The following is a 20,225-nucleotide window of genomic DNA, read 5'->3' as shown; positions in this document are numbered from 1 at the left end:
TTCGACGAACGACACGTACGTACGGTCTGCCCCGTTCAGCACGCCAAACCCTGTTCCGCCCGTCCAGGCGGACAGGTGACTGTAGGCGTGCCCGGCCGAGCCCGAACGGCTCCAGCACCCCACCAGAGGGAGACCATGCTCGCCCGACCCCACGTTCCCGCCGCAAGCCAGCTCTCGGTTCCGACCCCGGCCGTCGCCGCAACACCCGCGCACGAGGCCGATCCGGCACCGGAGTTCGACCTCCTGCACAGCGGCTGGTACTCGACCGAGGAACTCGCCACGCTGCTGAACGTCGACCCCTCGACGCTGCGGCGCTGGCGCACCGCCACTCCCCCGCAGGGACCGCCCTTCATCCAGATCGCGCCCCGCCTCTACCTCTACAGCATCCCCGACACCCAGCTGTGGCTCGCCCAGAAGCGCACCGACCCATCCGAGGCAGCCTGAATGCCCGACCACACCCAGCTCATCCCCATGGGTGTCGACCTCACCGACGACATCGAGCACCGCCCCGACCGCCGCCCGCAGTTCCGCTACCGCGCCCGTGTGCGCTGGACGGACCCCAACGGCGGCGGCCGCAAGTCGGCTTCCTCCTCCCTCCCCACGGAGGAGGAAGCCAAGGCCTGGATCGCCCGCATGAAGCGGGCAGCAGCACGCGGCATCACCCCCAAGACCCTCACCATGACCCTCGCCGAGTACGGCGACGAGAACTGGGACCTGGCGATGCGCGGCCTGGAGACCACCACCCTCGACCCCTACACCGCCGGCTGGAAGCTGCGCGTCACCCCAGTCCTCGGCCACATACCCGTCACCAGCATCACCAACGGCATCACCGACCGGGCCCTGCACTCATGGATCGCCGACGGGCTCAGCATCTCCTCCGTCAAGAACAGCCTCGCCCCGCTCGTGCGCATCATGGAGCAAGCCGTCCGCGACGGCCTCATCGACTCCAACCCCTCCCGCATGAGCGGCTGGCAGCGTCTCTACAAGAGGGCCGAGGACGAACTCGACGATCCCCGATCCCTCGCCCTCGCCGACTGGGACGCCCTCGACGCACTCGCCAACGCCCTGGTCGAGCGCTCCCACAACCACTACCGCGGCTGGGGTGACATCGTCCGCTTCGCCGCCTGCACCGCCGCCCGCATCGGCGAAGTTTCCGGCGTCCGCGTCAAGGACATCAACCGCTTCGACTGGACCTGGGACCTGTGCCGCCAGACCACCACCGGCCCCGGCGGCCTCATCGACAAGGGCACCAAGGGCAAGCGGCGGCGCACCGTCCCCATCATCGAAGAGATCCGCGATCTCGTGAGCTGGCGCATGACCGTGGTCGGCAACGACCCCATGGCCCGCCTGTTCACCGGACCTCGCGGCGGACGCATCACCACCGCGATCCTGCGCGACGCCACCCACTGGGACGAAGTCGTCGTCGGCCTCGGCTACGAGTACCTGCGCCGACACGACCTCCGGCACACCGGCCTCACCTGGCTCGCCGACGCCGGTGTCCCCATCCACGTCCTCCAGAAGATCGCCGGGCACGGGCACATCACCACGACCCAGCGCTACCTCCACCCGGACAAGAGCTCCATCGAAAAGGCCGGCCAGACCCTCAGCAGGCACCTGTCGGCCGACCGGCACAACCCATCGGCGGCAGCAGAAGCGCCAGTGCGCCATCTGCGTCTCGTCCAGTAGGCGTCCTCACCCGGCATCCATCGGAAGTCCCCACTGACCAGCGCCGCACAGCAGCGATCCCGTCATCGTCAACCACCCTGCTATAGAAGTGGCTTGTGAAAGACGATGAAGAAGCTACGGAACCCTGGGTCCGGCTGCTGCGCCGCGAGCAGACGGCACGCAACATCCATGGCAGCCTCCGAGCCTCTGGAATCACCGTGCCACTGGACGCCGTCCTCGACCGGTGCAACCTCCCGGTGGAGACGCACGACGGTGGCTCTTCCCGGCTCCCGCCCGCATGAGCGTTCCATCTCCTCGGTGGTGCCCGCACGTTGCGCCCCAGTGTCGCTTGGTTCGGCCTTCGCTCGCACCGCGCGGCGGATTTCCGGTGGCCCCAGCCGGGTAGGGCTGCTGGCATATCGCGCAGGCAGCGCGGACCCCCATGCGGGTCCGCGTTGCCGTGGACCAGGGGGTGGACTGGGTGGCACGCCGGAAGACCGTGGCGGAAATCCTCGCCGAGGCGTACCGCTTGAAGCAGCAGGCGAGAGCCGCGCAGGCGCAGGGCGGTGCCCAACAGGCGACCGGCCACGCTGCCGCCCCGGCGGCTCACCCCCGCCCCAGGAAGCGGAAGGTGGACCCGGCCGTCGAACACGCCCTGCTCCTGGCCGTCGGCGAGAAGCACCTCCAACGCGAGGAGGCCGCCCGCGCCAAGGAAGCCGCCCGCGTGGAAGCCGAGTTGGCCAAGCGCCAGACGGCTCGCCGCCGGGAGGAGGAGGCGAAGAAGCGCGCGGACGCCCAGGCCTCGAAGGAAACCGAACGGCAAGCCCGGCAAGCCGAGACGGCCCGACTCAAGGCCCAGGCCGAGGAGAGCACCGCCGAGTGCAACCGACGCCGTGAGGAACTGGAATCAGTCCTGCTGCTGCGTCCCGAAGGCCTGGAGGCGTGGCACCCGCACGTCGAAGAGGCCTTCGCCCACGAGGGCCCTCAGGGCGTCGCCGAGCGGATCGAGGACCTGCTGCGGCGCTCTCCTGTCCCCCCGGGCTGCCGGACCGCGGCCCAGGCGGTCTACGTCCCCGAGGCCCAGCAGCTCCTGGTCGACGTCGAGCTACCCAACCACGAGATCGTCCCCTCGGTGGCCTCCTACCGCTACGTCGCGCAGCGTGCCGAGGTCGTCCCCCAGCCCGCCAAGCAAGCCGAGATCCACGAGGCCTACGCCCGACTGGTGGCCCGCCTGGCCCTGCGCGCGCTGGACGAGGCGTTCTCCGCCACCCCGGCCGCGTTCGTGGAGACCGTCATCCTCAACGGCCGCGTCAACACCACCGACCGGGCGACCGGCCAGACCGTCCGGGCCTGCGTCGTCAGCGTCGTCGCTGAGCGCAAGGACTTCGCCGAACTGGTCCTGGACGAGCCCCGGCTCGACCCGCAGCAGTGCCTCCACCGGCTCGGCGCCACCGTCTCCAAGCACCCCCACGACCTGGAACCGGTCACACCCGTCGTCGAGGCCGACCTATCCCGCTACCGCATCACCACCGACACCGCCGTGGTCGCCACCCTGGACAGCCGGCCCGACCTGCTCCAGATGAACCCCTACGACTTCGAACGCCTGGTACGCGAACTCTTCGAAGCCATGGGCTACGAGACCTGGCGCACCCAGGGCTCCCGCGACGACGGTGTGGACGCCGTCGCGACACTGACCGACCCAACCGGATCCACCGTCTTCGCTATCCAGGCCAAACGCTCCAAGAACGTGGTCCCGGTGAACACCGTCCGCGCCATGTCCGGCGTCATGCACGACAAAGACGCCGGCTACGGCATCGTCGTCACCACCTCGTGGTTCGGCAAGGACAGCTACGACTTCGCCCACCGTAACGGCCGCCTCCGCCTCATCAACGGTCGCAACCTCAAGTCCCTACTCGCCGAGCACCTGAACATCGACGCCCTGATCGGACTGCCCAAGGTCCCCCCGGGCTGGCAGGCCGGCGACCTCGTGTAGGCGCGGCCACGGGGCCGCCGAAGGTTGCGGCCGCCCCGCAGCCAGCAGCTGTAGCCCCTTTTTGTCACCAGCAGTTGACCGCTCGCCAGCGGAACAGCTGACTACAGGTAGACCACGACCAGACCGTCGACATGCTCGGCCAGCTGCGCAGGGACACCGTCGGCCGGGTTCCGCAGGGCTGCCTCGACGTAGTCGGGGAGCCCGGTGCGCAGGCCCCGCAACACATGCTCGAAGAACGAGCGGCCGAAGTGCCCCCGTGCTCCGGGCAGCGTGTCGAAGACCCGACCGCCGACTTCCGTCTGGTCGACGTGAACGTCTGGCAGGACCGCCGTCTCGAACGCGCCAGCCGCCTGCTGGGCGAGCTTGTCGGTCATGAACCGGGCGACCTTCCGCGCCCCGATTTGCCCCGGGGTCAGCAGCTCGCGCAGACCGTTCATGCCCTGGCCCAGCCGCATCCGGTAGTAGCGGATGAAGGCGGGGTCGTCGTTGGCGAGGCCTGGCGCGGTGAGCCTGCTGAGGGGCTCCGCGTGGTGGAAGACGTCCTCGATCGGATCGAAGCCGCCGAGGAAGGGCAGCTTGCTCGGCGGGGCCGTCGCGCGGAGCTTCGCGTTCTCGACCGTACGCTGTGCGTTGAGTGCGGGCAGGATCGTCACACCAGCACCCTGTCGCTGGTGGCACGAAACAACCTGGTGCCGCTTGGAGCATTTCATGGTGCTGCGGTAGGCGTCATCGCCGACGTAGAAGGTGTAGGCGGCCGGGACCTCGAAGTAGTCAGAGGACGCGAGGAGTTGGTCCATCTGCAGGCCGGTCCGGGTCTCGTGATGAAAGCCGATCTTCCACCCCCGGCCCTTGCGATGAATGACCTTGGCCTGGACAAGGCAGCCGAACGCCTCCCCGCCCCGGTCGACCCACCACCAGAGGTAATCCCCTCCGACCTGGCTCTCCTGCTTCTTCGAGAACTTCACGTAAGTGACCTCGGGCACCAGGCGGCTACACAGCAGCGTGGTGATGTACTCCTCTTCGAACATCACGTCCTGGGCGACCAGGAAGCCCATCTCCTTCTCGGCCGCAGCGGTAGCCCGCAGGAAGGCCCGGTGCACGGGCGGCAGGTAGGGAACGGGCTGCTCGGCACTCACTGACGCCTCCACGGACAAGGTACAAGCACTCTGTCACTCCCATGGTGCAGTCCGCCGCCATCGGCCGGCCGGGTGCCACTCCGGAAAGCCCGGTCGTTCATCGGAGGGCGGCCACCAGCGGCCTCCAGAGCGGGTGGGCCAGGTCGGGCACCACGAGGTGTGCGGTCTTCCTGGCCCGGGTCATCACGACGTACAGCAACTTGGAGCCGGTGGGGAAGGGCTCGCGTTCGGAGCCGTGGTACTCGTCGCTACCAAGCAGGAGGATCGTGGTGTCGGCTTCGCGGCCCTTGGTCTGGTGGAGGTTCATGACCTGGATGGGAGCGCGCCGGGCCGTGACCGTGCCGACAAGGGCGTCGTCACGGGCCCGGAGCATCTCTTGCTCAACCGCTACGACGTCTGTTCCGTCGGCCAACTTGCTTAGGGCAAAACGGGTTTGGCGGGCAGCCTGGAGCCAGGTCTCCTGCCCACGGGAGGCTCCGACCGTGCTGTAGGCGCTCGTGATCACCTCAGCGAGCCGCGTGATGTCAGGACGTTCCCCGTCTCTCACTGCTTCCTGCAGGTCGCGGGCCAGCCGCCTCAGCGCGTTCCGCAGAACGAGGTTGGTCGATGGGTCGAGCATCTGGTTGGCGAGCGGAACGCGGAACTTGTTGCCCTTGCGCTCAGTGGCCTGGACGTAGATGGCGAGCGCGCGCAGGACGTTGGAGTTCGGGAGGTTCAGGGCGAACTTGAGCAGGGCGAGCTGGGCGGCGAGGGCTTCGCCGTATGCCTCAGTGAGGCCGACGAGTTCGTGGGTCATGCCCTCGACGCGAAGCGCGTCGGAGAGGCTGAACGTGGCCTGGTTGGTGTGGGTGAAGATCGCGACCGTGTGGCCGTCCTTCCGGGCTGTCCGGACGAGGTCGATGACCTCGGGGTGTCCGTGCCCGGTGGTGTAGTCAGTGACGGAGATCCTGCCGGCGTCAGCGGCGGTGCGGATGGCGGGGTGCGCGAAGTCCCGCCGCAGGGCGGCTTCGGCGGCGGCCGGGAGTGTGCCGCTGGGGTCGCGGTAGCTGAGCGGCAGCAACGGGATCTTCTCGGCGCCGGGCAGGAGCATGGCGGTGGCGATCCGGGCATCGGCGTCGATCTTCTTGAATCCGGCGTAGATGCACTGGTTGGCGTCGCCTAGGAGGATGCGGCGTGCGGCCGGTGCGATGCGCTGGAGGAACTGCCACTCTTGATCGTCGGTGTCCTGGAACTCGTCGCAGATCACGAGCCCGTACCGACTGCTGTAGTGGTCCTGGACCTTTTCCAGTGCCAGCAACCGGTTCGCGGCCGGGAGCAGTTGGTCGTAGGTGAGCCCGGATCCGGATGCGGAGGCACCGAAGAGGCGTTGTGCCTCGCTCAGCACCGTCTGGGGTGCGGGGTAGCCGTGGTACTGGCCGAAACTGGTGATGATGCGCCAGGCGAAGCCGTGGAAGGTCGCTAGCTCCAGGCGCGGCGCCCAGGGGCCGATCACCCGGGAGGAGCGGTCCAGGATCTGGGCGACCGCGGTGCGGGAGAAGGAGAGGAAGAGGGCCCGCTCGGGGGCGGGCAGCTTCGTCCGCCGCCCGGATCGCTGAGCGGCCTGGCGCCGGAGTGCAAGCTTCTCGTCCGCTCCGTCGAGGTGGCGGCGGGCGGCGGCAACGGCGGTGGTGGTCTTTCCCGTCCCCGCTCCGCCGAGGACCACGAGCACCGGCGCGGTGCTGTCGATGACGTCGCGCTGCGCTCCCTGCGCTTCGTAGGTCACGCCGTGCCCCCGGTCGGTCGGGGAACGTCCGGCAGGTCGATCATGGCAGGGCCGCTGTAGGCGGGGGCCGCCGCACGGGCGATAGCGTCCAAAACCGCCTCCAGAAGAGGCGGATGGACCACGGGCTGCTCGTCGTCGTCCTCAGCTGCATTCTCCTCCGAATCCGCCGGTCCCGGCTGCAGTTCCTGGTAGAGGGCATCCAGGAACGGCTCGTGAAGGCCCTTCTTGTGGAGACGGTCGCAGAGCTTCGTGACAGTACCCTCGGTCGCTCCGCCGGCCAGGGGATCGGTCTCGCCGAAGGCTGTGAGGACTGAACTGGCCGCAGTCAGCTGCGGGAAGGCGATGCCGGCCGTCATCGCGCGTTCGATGGCGGTCTTCTCCGGCAGCCTGATCACTGCGTCGCACGCCTGCTGCACCTTGGCCACCTGGGCGTCGGTCTGCGGCCCCGGCTTGTCCCGGTCGATCACCCCGACGACGCGGAAGCCGAGCTGCTTGGCAAGGTCGGCGATCCGCGGAACTTGATCGATACCGCCGTCTCCTCCCGTTCCCGCCGCGACGAGGCGGACACCGCACGCGGACAGCGGCAGCTTGGCCGGCGGGTACCGGCGATTGGCGGCGGCGAGCACCGCGACATCGTGCGGACCTTCGGTGACCGCGACGGCCGGCGCGGTGATCGCGGGGAGCAGTTGCGTGTGGAGCTGGCGGTGGGCGATCAGTTCCTTGCGGTCGTTGACCTGCGGAAGCTGGTGGTGAGTACGGGCGCCGTTGTGGCGCACGAGGCGGACGACCTCAGTGGGCTCGAACGCGCGCGCCACGTCGGGCCGGCGGGTGGACAGCCAGGTCTGGCCGGAGCGGTTGCGGATGAGCGAGGCGAGGTGCTCGGCGGTTGCGGCGTCGAGCTGGTCGCCGAAGTCGTCGGCGAGCACGATCGCGCCGGGGACGTTCGCGAGGAGCATCGCTTCGGCCATGGAGAGGATCGCGGTGACGGTGCTGCCGTGGTTGGCCAGCGCCAGCGGCCCGGCGGTGTCCAGCCGAAGCGAGGCCCGGAGGGTACGCAGGAGAGCCGCGACCGAGCCGTCCTCCGCGAGGAAGCCGACGTCCGTGGCGGCGATCGGGGTGTCACCGAGGCGGGTGCCGGTGCCGCCGACCGCCAGCACGGCGTCGACCGCTTCCGTGATGGCGGGGTCCGCTGATAGGGCGGCCACCGCGTCGCCGACCGCGTCGCGGAGGACCTCGAAGGCTGCGGTGGCAGCCTTGGCGTCGCGCTCCTCGATGTACCGCCGCAGGTTTCCGCCAGCACGCAGCTGGAGTGGTACCCCGGCATTGAGGGTGATGACCGGGAGTTCTCGGCGGACGGCGGCCGGCACCCGGATGTACTGTCCGGTCTCTGGGTTGCTGCGGTCCGGATAGTAGACCGCGCTCTCCCACGTCTCGGCCTCGGTGTCGTAGCTGAGGCGGTAGGCGATGCGCACGCACTGGGGCGCGGTGGGGTCGGCGTCGTCGCTCTCAGCCGCGGCTCCGGACGGCTCCAGCGGCTGGAGGTGGCCGTCGACGAGCTGCTCGATGGCTGGGTCGAGGTCGGTCAGCGTGACCTCGACCTCCGCGAAGTCAGCCCGGACGAACGGCTCGGTCTGCCAGAGCACTACGCCGGGGCTGCTGTCGGCCGGGAGCACCATCTCGTCGTCCAGCGGGGCGTCCGTCTGCGCAGCGGGAGGCTCCTGATGGAGGTCGGAAAGGCGGGGGCTCTGCGCGGCGTCCGGGTCAAGCACGCGGGCCAGCGCCTCGACGATGTCGCTGCGGCCGGCGCGGGGGACTCCCGCCAGCACGACGTGGTCACGCGGACGCAAGTCGAGGGACTTCCAGCCCCGGAAGTTCGAGATCAGCAGGCGGGTAACTCGCACCACGCCATCATCGCGGACAACGGCCCACCCTGGCATCGCATTTAACGCACGAGGTGCCAGAACGGACGTTCGGGGTCGATCTGCCTGTACGGGCCGACCCGGCTTAGCCGAGGGCCTCCTCGGCGATGCGGCCCCAGCTGGGGCGCGGTTCGCCGACCGGGTGCACGAGCGTCAGCAGGCGACCTTCGAGGAACAGGTCCAGCCGGGTGCCCATCCCTGCCTCAAGACGCCTGCGCTGGGCCCGGAGGTCTACGGGGACACGCTCGCCAAGGACTCCGACCATTACCTCGTGGCGTGCGGGCCCGACGGCGTCCGCCCTGAGCCAGGTCCCGCGCACCGGCACGCCTTCGAGCGCACCCAGCGGGGCCTCGTCTCGGCTGAAGGCGCGGTCCATCGCCGCCTCGACCATCCGCTGGGCACGGTCAGCCCTTGTCCCGCCCGCGCTGGCTGCCGGGTCGGGGAAATCCGCCTCGAACTGCTCCAAGGGGGAGAGCGGGCCATCGACGCGGACCATGTCATGAGTGGTCCCGGTCGGCACCGGGTCGTCAGCCATCGTCATGCCCGGGGAGTCGGTGGCCGGTTCGTCCACGACGAAGGTCTGCCCGGGGCCGCGCTCCGGATCGGTCGCGTTCCGCCGGCGGGGTTCGGGGCGCGGAACACGGAAGTGCCAGGGCTGCTGGCTGCCGGGCTCCTCGATCCACCCGGTCTTCAGGCCGGCCGTGGCCGGGGAGTCCTCGGGCAGGAAGATGTCGACGTAGACGCCGCCTGTTCCGAGCCACACCCAGCTCATGAAGTAGTCGTGGTCGCCGTGCTTCACGGACCAGGTGGCGAGCTTCTGCAAGCGTTCCTTCTGCTGCGCGGTCCCCTTGACCGCCGGGAGCATCTGCTTGGCATCCCGGCGCCGGCCGCGCGCCTCGCCAGCGAGCGGGCCGGCGGCGAGGTCGTAGAGCAGGTCCGGGCGGACGCCTGTCCTGGCGTAGGTGCCCACGAGCTTGTCGGGCAGGACGTCGAAGCTGCTGAGCCCGTCCGTGCCGGACTTCCAGTCGAACAGGGTCTCGCTGGCGGCGCTCATGACGCCGAGCCCGGTGCACTCGCTGATGAAGCGTCGGATGTGGCCGGAGCTGGAGTCGAGGGCATCGCAGTCGACGCCGAGCGGCCCCGGTCCGGTATCCCCGCGCAAGTAGCTGGTCAGGAGGCTGATCTCGTGGTTGCGCACGCGCTGGTCGACGGTGCGGCGCAGGTCGCAGGCCAGGGCATTGATGTTGACGAGCGCAGCCAGCGCCACCGGGATCGGCCCCTGGCCGACCTCGACGGCCCGGACCGCCTCCGGCCCGTCGGGCCCCTTCTCGACCGCGAAGCGCCAGACCCTGGCGTGCACCGTACTCATGTGCGAAGCCTACGGCCGGCCTACGACAGCCCGACGGCCCGCCGGTGCCGCCCGCTTGTGGAGAGCGAACAACCGCGCAGAGGCGCGCCGGTGAGGCTGATTTCGGCCGACGGGCATGCGTTCCGGAACGGGAAAGGGCAGGCAGGCCCCCCTCTGGCCCCCGGTCGGATTCCTTCCGCGGCCCGGAGGGAATCCGCTTCCCGCGCGCGTCTGGTGTCATGGGGCGCGCTCGCGGAATCACCACGGGAATGTTCCGGGGAGGGTGTCCATACGGCTTTCCCAGCGGCCATTGTGGCCGGGAGGGGACGACTGGGCCTTCGGCCTGCGGCCCCCGGGAGCAGCTCCTCAGGACCCGCCTGGAGGGCGCCGGTCCCCAGCTGGTCCCCGACAAGATCGTTTAGGGATGTTCGCAGGTGACTCGCTCCCCTGACGGGGCGTCATACAAAAGGCCGTTGACCTGGGATTCCTCCCGGCCAACGGCCTTCCGACACAATGTCGGGACGACAGGATTTGAACCTGCGACCCCTTGACCCCCAGTCAAGTGCGCTACCAAGCTGCGCCACGTCCCGTGGTCTCGGTGCCTGCAGCGGGGCCTGGGGGGCTCTGCTGTGGGCTTCTCGACCTTGTCTCCGGTTGTCCCGGCGACGTGGAAAACAATACAGCACGTCGGGGGGTGCTCGCTGCCAGGTTCGGGGGGTGGGGTGGGTCAGGGGGTGGGGTGGCGGGCGTCGTAGGTGAGGAAGGCGGGGCGGCGGGCGGCGAGGAGGAGGACGGCGGCGACGCAGGCGAGGCCGCCGGTGATCACGGAGGTGGCGGGGTTGGTGAGGGCGGCGACGGTGCCGGACTCGAAGTCGCCGAGGCGGGGGCCGCCGGCGACGACCACGATGAAGATCCCCTGGAGGCGGCCGCGCATCTCGTCCGGGGCCGCGACCTGCATCATCGTGTTGCGGAAGATCATGCTGACGGTGTCGGCGCAGCCCGCGACCGCGAGCAGCAGGAGGCCGAGCCAGAGGTTGTGGAGGGCGCCGAAGGCCGCGATGGCCAGGCCCCAGGCGGCGACGGCGGCGAGGACGGCGACGCCCTGGCGGTGGACGCGGCCGACCCAGCCGGAGAAGAGCGCGCCGATCAGGGCGCCGACGGCCGGGGCGGAGACCAGCAGGCCGACGGTGCCGGCGTCGCCGCCGTAGAAGGTGACCGCGATGGCCGGGAAGAGGGCGCGCGGCATGCCGAAGACCATCGCGGCCAGGTCGGCGAGGAAGCTGGTGCGCAGGTTGGGCTGCTCGCGCAGGAAGCGGAGGCCGTCGAGGACGGAGGCGCGGCCCTTGCGCTCGCCGAGCGGCCGCATGGCGGGCAGGCGCCACATCGCGTAGAGGGTGCCGGTGAAGGCGACGGTGTCGACCAGGTAGGCGGCCTGGGATCCGTAGGCGCCGATGAGGACGCCGCCGAGCATCGGGCCGACGGTGAGGCCGAGGTTCATGCTGACGGTGTTCAGGGCGTTCGCCGCCGGGAGCTGGTGGCTGGGCACCAGGCGGGGGATCATCGCGGAGCGGGCGGGCGAGCTGATCGCGAAGAAGCCGGCCTGGACGGCGACGGCGGCGTACAGGACGGCGACCAGGCCGAGGCCGGCCAGCGCCTGCGCGGCCAGGGCGGCGGAGACGACCGCCAGACCGGCCGAGCCGAGCAGGCCCAGCCGGCGCCGGTCGACGGTGTCGGCGATCGCGCCGCCGTAGAGGCCGAAGGCGACCAGCGGGACGAGGGAGAAGATGCCGACCAGGCCGGTCGCGAAGGCGGAGCCGGTCAGGTCGTAGACCTGGACGGAGACGGCGACGGCCGTCATCTGCTGGCCTATGGAGGAGACGGCCTGCCCGGCCCAGACTCGGCGGTAGTCGGGGTGGTCGCGCAGCGGGCTGAGGTCGGCGAAGGCCCGCCGGTACCAGGGTGAGCCGGCGGTTGCCTCCGGCCCGGGTCCGTCCCCCGGTCCGGGTTCCGGTTCGGGTTCGGGATCAGCGGCGGAGGATGCGGGGGACGGGCCGGGCGCGGGGGACGGCATGGAATGTTGATTGTTCGACATAGTCCCTCATGCTCCGCTCCGCCCCCGGACGGCCCCGCACCGGGGCCGCCCCAGCGAAAGCCCCGCCCCTGCCCGCGACGCCCCGGCCCCACCCGCGAGGCCCCCGCTACCGGCTCAGCACCTGCCTCTCCCCCGCCTCCACCGCGAAGTCCAGCCGGTTGCCCGGCGGCGGGAACGGGCAGATGAAGTGGTCCGAGAAGGCGCACGGCGGCAGGTAGGCCCGGTTGAGGTCGAGGACGGTGCGGCCCTCGGCGTCGGGCGCGGGCAGGGTGATGAAGCGGAAGCGGTAGGTGTCGATGCCGCTGGTCGTGTCCGCGATCACGCCGCTGAGCCGATCGCCCGACCGGCTGACGGTCAGGGTGCGGTGCTCGCCCGCCACCGTGAAGGCGATCTGCCCGGAGACGGCCAGCGGGCGCTCCCGGCCGTCGGCGTTCGGGACGACGACCGACCGGGCGTCGTCGTCCTCGAACGGGGTGAAGACGGCGGGCACGGCCCACTCGGGCGCGTACGGGAAGGCGGAGATGCCCGCGAACGCCGTCCGGCGGGGTGCGGCCGGGTCGAAGACCCGCAGGGCCAGCTCGCCCTCGCGCTCGATCGGGACGAGCAGCAGGTCTCCCAGAACGGCGGTGTCGGCGGCCGGGTCGCTGTCCGGGCGCAGCAACGCCTCGCCGTCCACTGGCGCGTCGGCGCCGTCGACCGTGATGCCGTCGGACGCCGCCGCCCGGACCCGGACGCCCTCGGCGTCGGCCCACCAGCGCCCGGGCAGGCCGGGGATCTCGGCGGGCTCGGGCTCCAGCCAGTGCGTGCCGGTGAGTGCGAGCTGGCCGTGCTGCGCGCTCACCGACGCCGCCCGGCCGTCACTCCAGTGCTTCCAGTCCTCCGCGGCCGTCTCCGTCATCGGTCCACCCTCCCGGTCGGTCCGTGGACGGCCCGCCGTTCGGGCCGCCCGTCCTCCGTCATCCACAACACCGTCCGCGCGGACGGATCATTCCCGTCGGCCCGATGTCGCCGAAACCGCAACACGGCGGCAACGCGCCGACACCGGGCACAACACGGGGCACCACTCCGGCCACACACCTACCCCTCACGGCGCTTCAGCGGACGGAACAGCCCCTCCTGCACCACGGACACCACCAGCCGGCCGTGCCGGTCGAAGATCTGCCCGCGGGCCAGGCCGCGCGCGCCGTGCGCGATCGGGGACTCCTGCTGGTACAGCAGCCAGTCGTCCGCCCGGAACGGCTGGTGGAACCACATCGCGTGGTCGAGCGAGGCCATGTCGAAGCTCCGCTCGCCCCACAGCGGCTCGACCGGGGCGCGGACGGCGTCCAGCAGCGTCATGTCGCTGGCGTAGGTGAGGGCGCAGACGTGGATCAGCGGGTCGTCCGGCAGCGGGCCGTTGGTGCGCAGCCAGACGCCGCTGCGCGCCTCGACGCCCTCCAGCTCCTCCTTCGTCCAGCGCAGCCGGTCGACGTAGCGGATGTCGAAGGGCTGGCGGCGGCTGATGAACGGGGGCAGCTCGCCGAGCCGGGAGCCGACCTCGTCCAGGGCACTGGGCAGCTCCTCGGGGGCGGCGACGGGCGGCATCGGGTACTGGTGCTCGATGCCGGCCTCCTCGGGTCTGTGGAAGTCGGCGGTGAGGGCGAAGATCGACCGGCCGCCCTGGATGCCGAGCACCCGGCGGGTGGTGAAGGACCGGCCGTCACGGATCCGGTCGACCTGGTAGACGATCGGCACGCCGGGGACCCCGGGGCGCAGGAAGTAGGCGTGCAGCGAGTGGACGGGGCGCTCGTCGTCCACCGTGCGCCCCGCCGCGACCAGCGCCTGCCCGGCGACCTGGCCGCCGAACGTCCGTTGCAGCGCCTCCTCGGGGCTGCGCCCACGGAAGATGTTGAGTTCGATCTGCTCAAGGTCGAGCAGATCGACAAGGTCGTCGACGGGGGTACCCATGGGCACGTTTCCTCTCCGGACTCCGAACAATTCTCCAGCTCAATCGAATCCTTTGGCGACCCGGGTCATTCCCGCGCAGCGGTCCGGAACGCCCAGTTCACTCGAACGAGTAGGCGAGCCGACGAGCAGGTGACGGACGGGACGGCCCGGTCGGCCAGGAGGCCCCCACCGGCCGCACGACCTCCGGCTACGCCCCCAGCCCCGACTCCCGCACCGTGATGTTGAGCCGCCCGAGCAGCCCCAGCGCCGGATCGGCCATCCCCGGCAGCGTCCGCACCACCCCGTGGTACGCGAACCGGGCCGGGCCGCCGAACACCAGCAGGTCGCCGCTGCGCAGCTCCAGGTCCGTCCACGGCCGGGTCCTGGTCTCGGTGTTCCCGAGCCGGAAGACGCAGCCGTCGCCCAGCGAGAGCGAGACCACCGGCGCGTCCGCCCGCTCGTCGCGGTCCTGGTGGAGGCCCATCTTCGCGCCGTGCGCGTAGTGGTTGACGATCGCGATGTCCGGCGCGTACGACGCCGCCCCCGCGACCTCCCCCAGCGCGGCCCCGTACGCCTCGGCGACGGCCCTGCGCGCCAGGTCCCCGAGCAGCCGCGGGAACGGCTTGACGGGCGCGCCGTCCTCGGCGACCTCCCGGTACCCATACGGGTACCAGTGCAGGCCGAGGCTCACCATCCGGACCGACATCATCCCGCCGGTGGGCATCCGCACGGCGTGCAGACCGGCCGGCGGGCGGGCCCACTCCCGACAGGCGGTGACCAGGCGCCGCTGCGCGTCGAGGTCCAGCCAGCCGGGCAGCAGGACGGCGCCGGGGGCCGGCTCGGAGCGCTCGCGCGCGGCCGGGGACCCACCCGGATCACCGAACAGCTCGCCCTGGATCACCCCACCATCCTCCCGCACCGCGCCCGCCTGGGCCGACCCGCGCCCACTCGGGCCCAGCCCCGCGCCCAGCCCGGCCGCCGCCGACGGCGGGCGCACCCCCGCGCGACCCCGACTCCCGCCCGCGGGAACGCCGACGGCCGCTCCCCCGGCCGGCGGAGGAACCCGCGCGGCGGAGAAGCGGCCGTGAAAGCCGTGCACATCGGTACGCACATCCGTACGTCGACGCACCGACAGCCGACGCACCGACAGATCGGCGCATGAACAGATCGGCACATCGGCACCCGGTCGGGCACCGGCACGGTGAGCCCCGGGCAGCCGACGCCGGCCGCGCACGGGGCCTCACGTGCTCGAGGAGGCCTCAGCTGGGGAGACCTCAGATGCTGAGGGTCTGGCCCGGGAAGATCAGGTCCGGGTTGCCACCGATGACCTTGGCGTTGTTCTGGTACAGGTCGTGCCAGTCCAGGCCCTGCGCGGCGGCGATGGAGCTCAGGGTGTCACCGGCCTTGACGGTGTAGTCGCCCTTGGCGGCCGGCTTGGCGTCGTTCGAGCGGTTCCAGGACTTGGCGCCCTGGTCGGCCTTCGGCGCGGACTTCTGGGCGTCGGCCTTCGGGGCGGCAGCCTTCGGCGCGGACTTCTGGGCGTCGGCCTTCGGCGCGGCCTGAGCCTTCGGCGCGGCCTGGGCCTTGGGCGCGGCCTTCGGGGCCTCGGCCGGCTTGGCGGCGGGCTTCGGGGTCTGCGCCGGCTTGGCGGCGGTCGAGCCGGCGGCGGAGCCCGCCGAGGTGTCGACGGCGGCCGGGGCGCCGCCCTTGGTCAGGCCGGCCTTGACGGAGCAGACGGGCCAGGCGCCCGGGCCCTGCGAGGCGAGGACCTTCTCCGCGACGGCGATCTGCTGCGCCTTGGTGGCCTGGTTGGCCTGCGACGCGTAGGCGGTGCCACCGAACGCGGCCCAGGTGCTGGAGGTGAACTGCAGACCGCCGTAGAAACCGTTGCCGGTGTTGATGGCCCAGTTGCCGCCGCTCTCGCACTGGGCGACGGCGTCCCAGGTGGAGACGGAGGCGGCGGAGGCCGAGGTGGCCGTGACGAGGCCGGCCACCGGCAGGGCCGCGACAGCGGCGCCCGCCACGACAGCCATCCGAACGCGGTTGCGCTTGGTGGCGGTGGAGGTGGTGGCAGCGGCGGTCTCGTTACGGAAGGTCATGAGGTTCCTCTCGACAGCCCCGGGCGGGCATGCGGAACCAGACCCCGGGAAGGGCCGTGATCACTCGCTGCGTCCGTCGGGCGGCCGGGCACGTGTCGGACGTGCCGCTTGCCGCCCCGGCCACCCAGCCGCTCGCCGACGACGTGTTCGAGCGATCGCGTCGGCGGGCACCTGCCACGCCCGGCGGACCGGGGGGCTGTGCGTCGGGGGTGAACCCGGGTGGCGCTCGTTGCGCCGTCCAAGAAGCTACGAGCCGATCAACGGGGAATCCAAAACTTCGACGGTCTGCCCAGCTCAGCCAAGGGTTACCGGCGGTAACGACCATGCAATCATGCCCGAATTGTCCGCTTTAACCGTCGATTCCTAGATCAAACATCCGGACTCCGTGACTCACCTCACTGTTTGATTCCGGCAGTCCCGGCACCGACATCGACAGATTGCGACCACGAGAACACGCGGTGCGGTCGGATCCGAGGCAATTCACGTCAGCCTCCAGGGGCACCCGTGACGCCTGACACAAGGGCCCGTTGGGCATGGCGACCTCTCCGTGTCCGCCCCAGCACCCCATCCACACCCATCCGAGGAGACCCTGTGCCGCGCATGCTCGACGTCAGCGACGAGGTCCGGTCCGAGATCGGCGACGACGAAGCCGACCGCCTGCTAGGTGGCGACCGCGCCCCCGACGGCTACGAGTGCACCTCCTGCCGGACCCCCGGCGACACGCACGTGGAGCCCACCAGCACCGTGCTGTTCGTCGGCGACGAGACCGCCGTCCTCGCCTTCGCGCACGCCCGCTGCATCCCCTCCCAGGTCGTCCCGGTCTCCGAGGAGCAGCTGGCGGGCGCCGTCCGCAGCATCAGCCAGACCCAGCCCGGCGGCCCGGACCTCGCCGTCCCCGCCGCCGTGCCGAGCGCCCCCGCGCCGGCCCCGGCCGCGCCCGTCGGCCCGGCCCCGACCCAGCCGGCCGCCCCCGGCCAGGCCGCCATCCTCGGCATCACCTGCGGGCTGGTCCTGCACGGCAAGGTCGGGCACGCCTCGCTGGTGGTCGAGCCGACCGGACCGGTCGGCCGCCCCGGCAGCACCTCGGGCGAGGACGAGTTCCTCGACCTGCTCCAGGACGCCGGCTTCCAGCCCGTCACCGACCTCGACGAGACCCCGGACCAGCTGCCCGGCTGGTCCGTCCTGGTCGCGATGGGCAAGCTGCACGCGATCCTCCAGCCCGCCGCGGCCGGCGGCAGCACCGGCTGGTGGCAGGCGCACCAGCCGCTCCAGGTCACCGACGCCTGGCGGATGGCCGCGAGCCAGCTCTCCGAGGTGACGATGTACGCCGTGCCGGCCGGCATGGTCGGCCGGCAGCCCCGCGAGGACCTGCTGCGCCAGGCGCTGGAACGGGCGGTGGCGCTGGGCCAGGTGGTCGCCGCCTCCCTCCCGCTCGCCGGCACCTGATCCGGCTCCGCGCCCCGACCCGCCGGACGGCCGCCTCCCACCCCCACGGCAGCCGTCCGGCGGGCGCACGCCCGCGACACCCCGCCGCGCGCCATGCCCGGGAACACCCCGCCGCACCCCGCCCGCGCCCTGCGCTCCCCGCTCCACTCCGCCGTGCCCGCGTCCGCCCCGGCGTGCCCACACCCCGCCCGGCGCGCGCACCCGTTGCGCACTCCGGCGTGTAGGCGCACCCCCGCCCCCAGGGCCCGCATCCCCCGCCCCTCTCGCTCGTTGGCCCCTACGTGTACAGCTACGACGTCTCCGCGTCCCCCGGCCGGTCCGCCAGCGCCTCGCGCTCGATCCCGGGCATGCGCCCCTCGTACGACGCCGAGCACCCGCACTCCGCGACGCCGATCTACGACGAGCTGTACTCCGAGTACCGGCGCCTCTTCCGCGCCCTGCCCGGTGACCGCTCGAACGAGGAGGACCTGAAGTTCACCGGCTTCGCGGTCCGCGACAGCTACCCGCTGCACGGCGAGCAGCGCCCGTACCCGCCCCAGCAGCAGACCTTCCACACCCTCCCGGGCCAGACGCCGGGCCTCCCCCAGTTCATGCCGGGCTCCCAGCACCACGGCTCCGGCCCCACCGGCGGCCAGCAGCACAGCCACAGCGGGGGCCACACCGGCGCCCACGCCACTCCCCACAGCAACTCCCACACCGGCAACCACACCGGCGGAGGCCACCCCGGCACGCACGCCGGAAGCCGCACCGGCCGTCACACCAGCAGCGCCCACCCCGGCACCCACAGCACCGGCCACCACCACGGCCACCACCCCGAGTCCCCCACCGGCGACAACCTCGGCCCCGCCGCCCCGGCCCCCGTCCAGGACCAACCCGCCGTCCCCACCGCCCAGTTCACCGACGGTCAGGGCTGGGTCGCGGCCGGCTACCTGGGCGCGGCTCCGCACCCGATGCCGGTGCCCGCGCCCGCACCGCCGGCGCCGCCCGCGCCCTCCCCGGTGATGGGTACGGCCACCGGTCTCGCCCCCGCGCCGTCCAGCGGCGGCCGCCACCGCCAGATGCTCTCCCTCCCCCCGGGCCCCACCGTCGACCACCGCTGACACCCGGCCCGCACCCCGGACCGGCCCCGACCGGGAAACCCACCCCGGACACGCCGGAGGGCCCCGCCACCACCGTGGCGAGGCCCTCCGGCCGTCGGTCGGCGGACCGACCGGTCCTACCGACTGCTGCTGCTCCTACTACTTCTTCTTGCGCTTCTCCCGGACCCGCACCGAGATCGAGATCGGCGTCCCGACGAACCCGAACTCCTCGCGCAGCCGGCGCTCGATGAAGCGCCGGTAGCCGGCCTCCAGGAAGCCCGAGGCGAACAGCACGAAGCGCGGCGGACGGGTGCCCGCCTGGGTGCCGAACAGGACACGCGGCTGCTTGCCGCCGCGGATCGGGTGCGGGTGGGCGGCGACCAGCTCGCCGAGGAAGGCGTTCAGGCGCGCGGTCGGGATGCGGGTCTCCCAGCCCTCCAGCGCGGTCTCGATCGCCGGGACGAGCTTCTCCATGTGCCGGCCGGTCTTGGCCGAGACGTTGACCCGCGGGGCCCACTGCACCTGGACGAGGTCGCGCTCGATCTCGCGCTCCAGGTAGTAGCGGCGCTCCTCGTCGAGCTGGTCCCACTTGTTGTAGGCGACGACGACGGCGCGCCCGGCCTCGACGGCCATCGAGATGATCCGGGTGTCCTGCTCGGCGAGGGTCTCGCTGGCGTCGATCAGGACGACCGCGACCTCGGCCTTCTCCAGCGCGGAGGAGGTGCGCAGCGAGGCGTAGAAGTCGGCGCCGGCGGTCAGGTGGACCCGGCGGCGGATACCGGCGGTGTCCACGAACTTCCAGGTCTTGCCGCCGAGGTCGATCATCTCGTCGACCGGGTCACGGGTGGTGCCGGCCAGCTCGTTGACGACGACCCGCTCCTCGCCGGCGACCTTGTTCAGCAGGCTGGACTTGCCGACGTTGGGCCGGCCGATCAGCGCGATGCGGCGCGGGCCGCCGGGGGCGGCGTCGCCGAAGGTCTGCGGCGGGGCCTCGGGCAGCGCGTCCATGACGGCGTCCAGCAGGTCGCCGGAGCCGCGGCCGTGCAGGGCGGAGACCGGGTAAGGCTCGCCCAGGCCCAGCGACCACAGGTAGGCGGCCTCGGCCTCGGTGGAGGGGCCGTCGACCTTGTTGGCGCACAGGACGGTCGGCTTGCCGGCCCGGCGGATGATCTTGATCAGGGCCTCGTCGGTGTCGGTGGCGCCGACCTTGGCGTCCACCACGAACAGCACCGCGTCGGCCTGCTCGATGCCGAGCTCGGCCTGGGCGGCCACCATGGCGTCGATGCCGAGGACGTCGATCTCCCAGCCGCCGGTGTCGACCACCTTGAAGCGGCGGCCGTTCCAGCTGGCCTCGTACGTGACCCGGTCGCGGGTGACGCCCGGCTTGTCCTCGACGACGGCCTCGCGGCGGCCGATGATGCGGTTCACCAGGGTCGACTTGCCGACGTTCGGGCGGCCGACCACGGCCAGCACCGGCAGCCGGACGTGCGCGCCGCCGTCCTCGGCGTCGAAGCCGTCGAGGTCGATGCCCTCCTCGGCCGCGAGGGCCATGAACTCGGCGTAGTCGGCGGCGTCCAGCCCGCCGTGATCGGCGGTGTCGTGCTCTGCGGTCATGTTCGTCTGTTCCGTTTCCCGGCCCGGCCCTTCCCAGGGGCGTGCCGTGCGTACCTGCCCCGCTCGGGGCAGCGCGATGGTTTCCGCCGCGGCGCCTCGACGGCCCGCGGTTCGTTCAGTGGGTCGGACCGGCCTCCACGGCCGCT

At 71.8% G+C, this 20,225-nt stretch carries 15 protein-coding genes and 1 tRNA gene; 5 read left to right on the top strand and 11 right to left on the bottom strand.

What is annotated here, in order from left to right; genetic code table 11:
• Positions 1-135: 135 nt before the first annotated feature.
• The 3 genes from ACFVU7_RS40770 (at position 136) to ACFVU7_RS40760 (ending at position 3,658) form a co-directional block, all read left to right on the top strand.
• Positions 136-444, top strand: coding sequence for a helix-turn-helix domain-containing protein (locus ACFVU7_RS40770; RefSeq protein WP_388051280.1), 309 nt, complete (start codon positions 136-138; stop codon positions 442-444).
• Positions 445-1,686, top strand: a complete 1,242-nt coding sequence (locus ACFVU7_RS40765) for a tyrosine-type recombinase/integrase (protein ID WP_388051278.1) — start codon at positions 445-447, stop codon at positions 1,684-1,686.
• 460 nt (positions 1,687-2,146) lie between these two features.
• Positions 2,147-3,658: a restriction endonuclease gene (locus ACFVU7_RS40760; RefSeq protein WP_388051275.1), complete on the top strand. Its 1,512-nt coding sequence runs from the start codon at positions 2,147-2,149 to the stop codon at positions 3,656-3,658.
• A gap of 101 nt (positions 3,659-3,759) precedes the next feature.
• Here the strand turns inward: ACFVU7_RS40760 and ACFVU7_RS40755 are convergent, their stop codons facing one another.
• The 10 genes from ACFVU7_RS40755 to ACFVU7_RS40710 all read right to left on the bottom strand — a co-directional run bounded on the left by ACFVU7_RS40755 (position 3,760) and on the right by ACFVU7_RS40710 (position 15,940).
• Positions 3,760-4,794 carry a hypothetical protein gene (locus ACFVU7_RS40755; protein ID WP_388051272.1) on the bottom strand — a complete coding sequence of 345 codons (1,035 nt, stop codon included), beginning with the start codon at positions 4,792-4,794 and terminating at the stop codon, positions 3,760-3,762.
• 97 nt (positions 4,795-4,891) lie between these two features.
• The gene (locus ACFVU7_RS40750) at positions 4,892-6,556 is read right to left on the bottom strand and encodes a UvrD-helicase domain-containing protein (protein WP_388051269.1); all 1,665 of its coding nucleotides are present in this window, start codon (positions 6,554-6,556) and stop codon (positions 4,892-4,894) included.
• On the bottom strand, positions 6,553-8,457 hold the full coding sequence (locus ACFVU7_RS40745; protein ID WP_388051266.1) for a hypothetical protein: 1,905 nt from the start codon (positions 8,455-8,457) through the stop codon (positions 6,553-6,555). Before ACFVU7_RS40745 ends, ACFVU7_RS40750 begins: the two co-directional genes overlap by 4 nt.
• A gap of 103 nt (positions 8,458-8,560) precedes the next feature.
• Positions 8,561-9,844: a hypothetical protein gene (locus ACFVU7_RS40740; protein WP_388051263.1), complete on the bottom strand. Its 1,284-nt coding sequence runs from the start codon at positions 9,842-9,844 to the stop codon at positions 8,561-8,563.
• Between the two features lie 495 nt (positions 9,845-10,339).
• Positions 10,340-10,413 (bottom strand) — tRNA-Pro (locus ACFVU7_RS40735).
• Between the two features lie 137 nt (positions 10,414-10,550).
• Positions 10,551-11,894, bottom strand: coding sequence for an MFS transporter (locus ACFVU7_RS40730; protein ID WP_388051260.1), 1,344 nt, complete (start codon positions 11,892-11,894; stop codon positions 10,551-10,553).
• A gap of 127 nt (positions 11,895-12,021) precedes the next feature.
• Entirely contained in the window at positions 12,022-12,813 is a 792-nt protein-coding gene (locus tag ACFVU7_RS40725; RefSeq protein ID WP_049658848.1) for a DUF1684 domain-containing protein, read from the bottom strand.
• Between the two features lie 179 nt (positions 12,814-12,992).
• A complete protein-coding gene (locus ACFVU7_RS40720; RefSeq protein ID WP_049658849.1) occupies positions 12,993-13,862 on the bottom strand; it encodes an acyl-CoA thioesterase II in 870 nt (289 codons plus the stop codon).
• A 187-nt stretch (positions 13,863-14,049) separates the two neighbouring features.
• Positions 14,050-14,739, bottom strand: a complete 690-nt coding sequence (locus ACFVU7_RS40715) for an alpha-ketoglutarate-dependent dioxygenase AlkB family protein (RefSeq protein WP_388051338.1) — start codon at positions 14,737-14,739, stop codon at positions 14,050-14,052.
• Between the two features lie 376 nt (positions 14,740-15,115).
• Positions 15,116-15,940 (bottom strand): transglycosylase family protein, encoded by an 825-nt coding sequence (locus ACFVU7_RS40710; RefSeq protein WP_388051256.1) that lies wholly within the window; start codon positions 15,938-15,940, stop codon positions 15,116-15,118.
• Positions 15,941-16,531: 591 nt separating this feature from the next.
• On the opposite strand from ACFVU7_RS40710, the gene ACFVU7_RS40705 reads away from it, so the two are divergent.
• Together ACFVU7_RS40705 and ACFVU7_RS40700 are read left to right on the top strand one after the other, a co-directional pair.
• Complete coding sequence (locus tag ACFVU7_RS40705) at positions 16,532-17,386, top strand: hypothetical protein (RefSeq protein ID WP_074004696.1); 855 nt, start codon at positions 16,532-16,534, stop codon at positions 17,384-17,386.
• A gap of 281 nt (positions 17,387-17,667) precedes the next feature.
• Positions 17,668-18,486 carry a hypothetical protein gene (locus ACFVU7_RS40700; protein ID WP_388051253.1) on the top strand — a complete coding sequence of 273 codons (819 nt, stop codon included), beginning with the start codon at positions 17,668-17,670 and terminating at the stop codon, positions 18,484-18,486.
• Positions 18,487-18,624: 138 nt separating this feature from the next.
• Here the strand turns inward: ACFVU7_RS40700 and der are convergent, their stop codons facing one another.
• The gene (gene der / locus ACFVU7_RS40695; RefSeq protein ID WP_049658414.1) at positions 18,625-20,079 is read right to left on the bottom strand and encodes a ribosome biogenesis GTPase Der; all 1,455 of its coding nucleotides are present in this window, start codon (positions 20,077-20,079) and stop codon (positions 18,625-18,627) included.
• Between the last annotated feature and the right edge of the window lie 146 nt (positions 20,080-20,225).

The organism is Kitasatospora sp. NPDC058046 (assembly GCF_042885595.1).
Classification (GTDB): Bacteria; Actinomycetota; Actinomycetes; order Streptomycetales; family Streptomycetaceae; genus Kitasatospora.
This window is presented reverse-complemented; position numbering and strand designations above follow the sequence as displayed.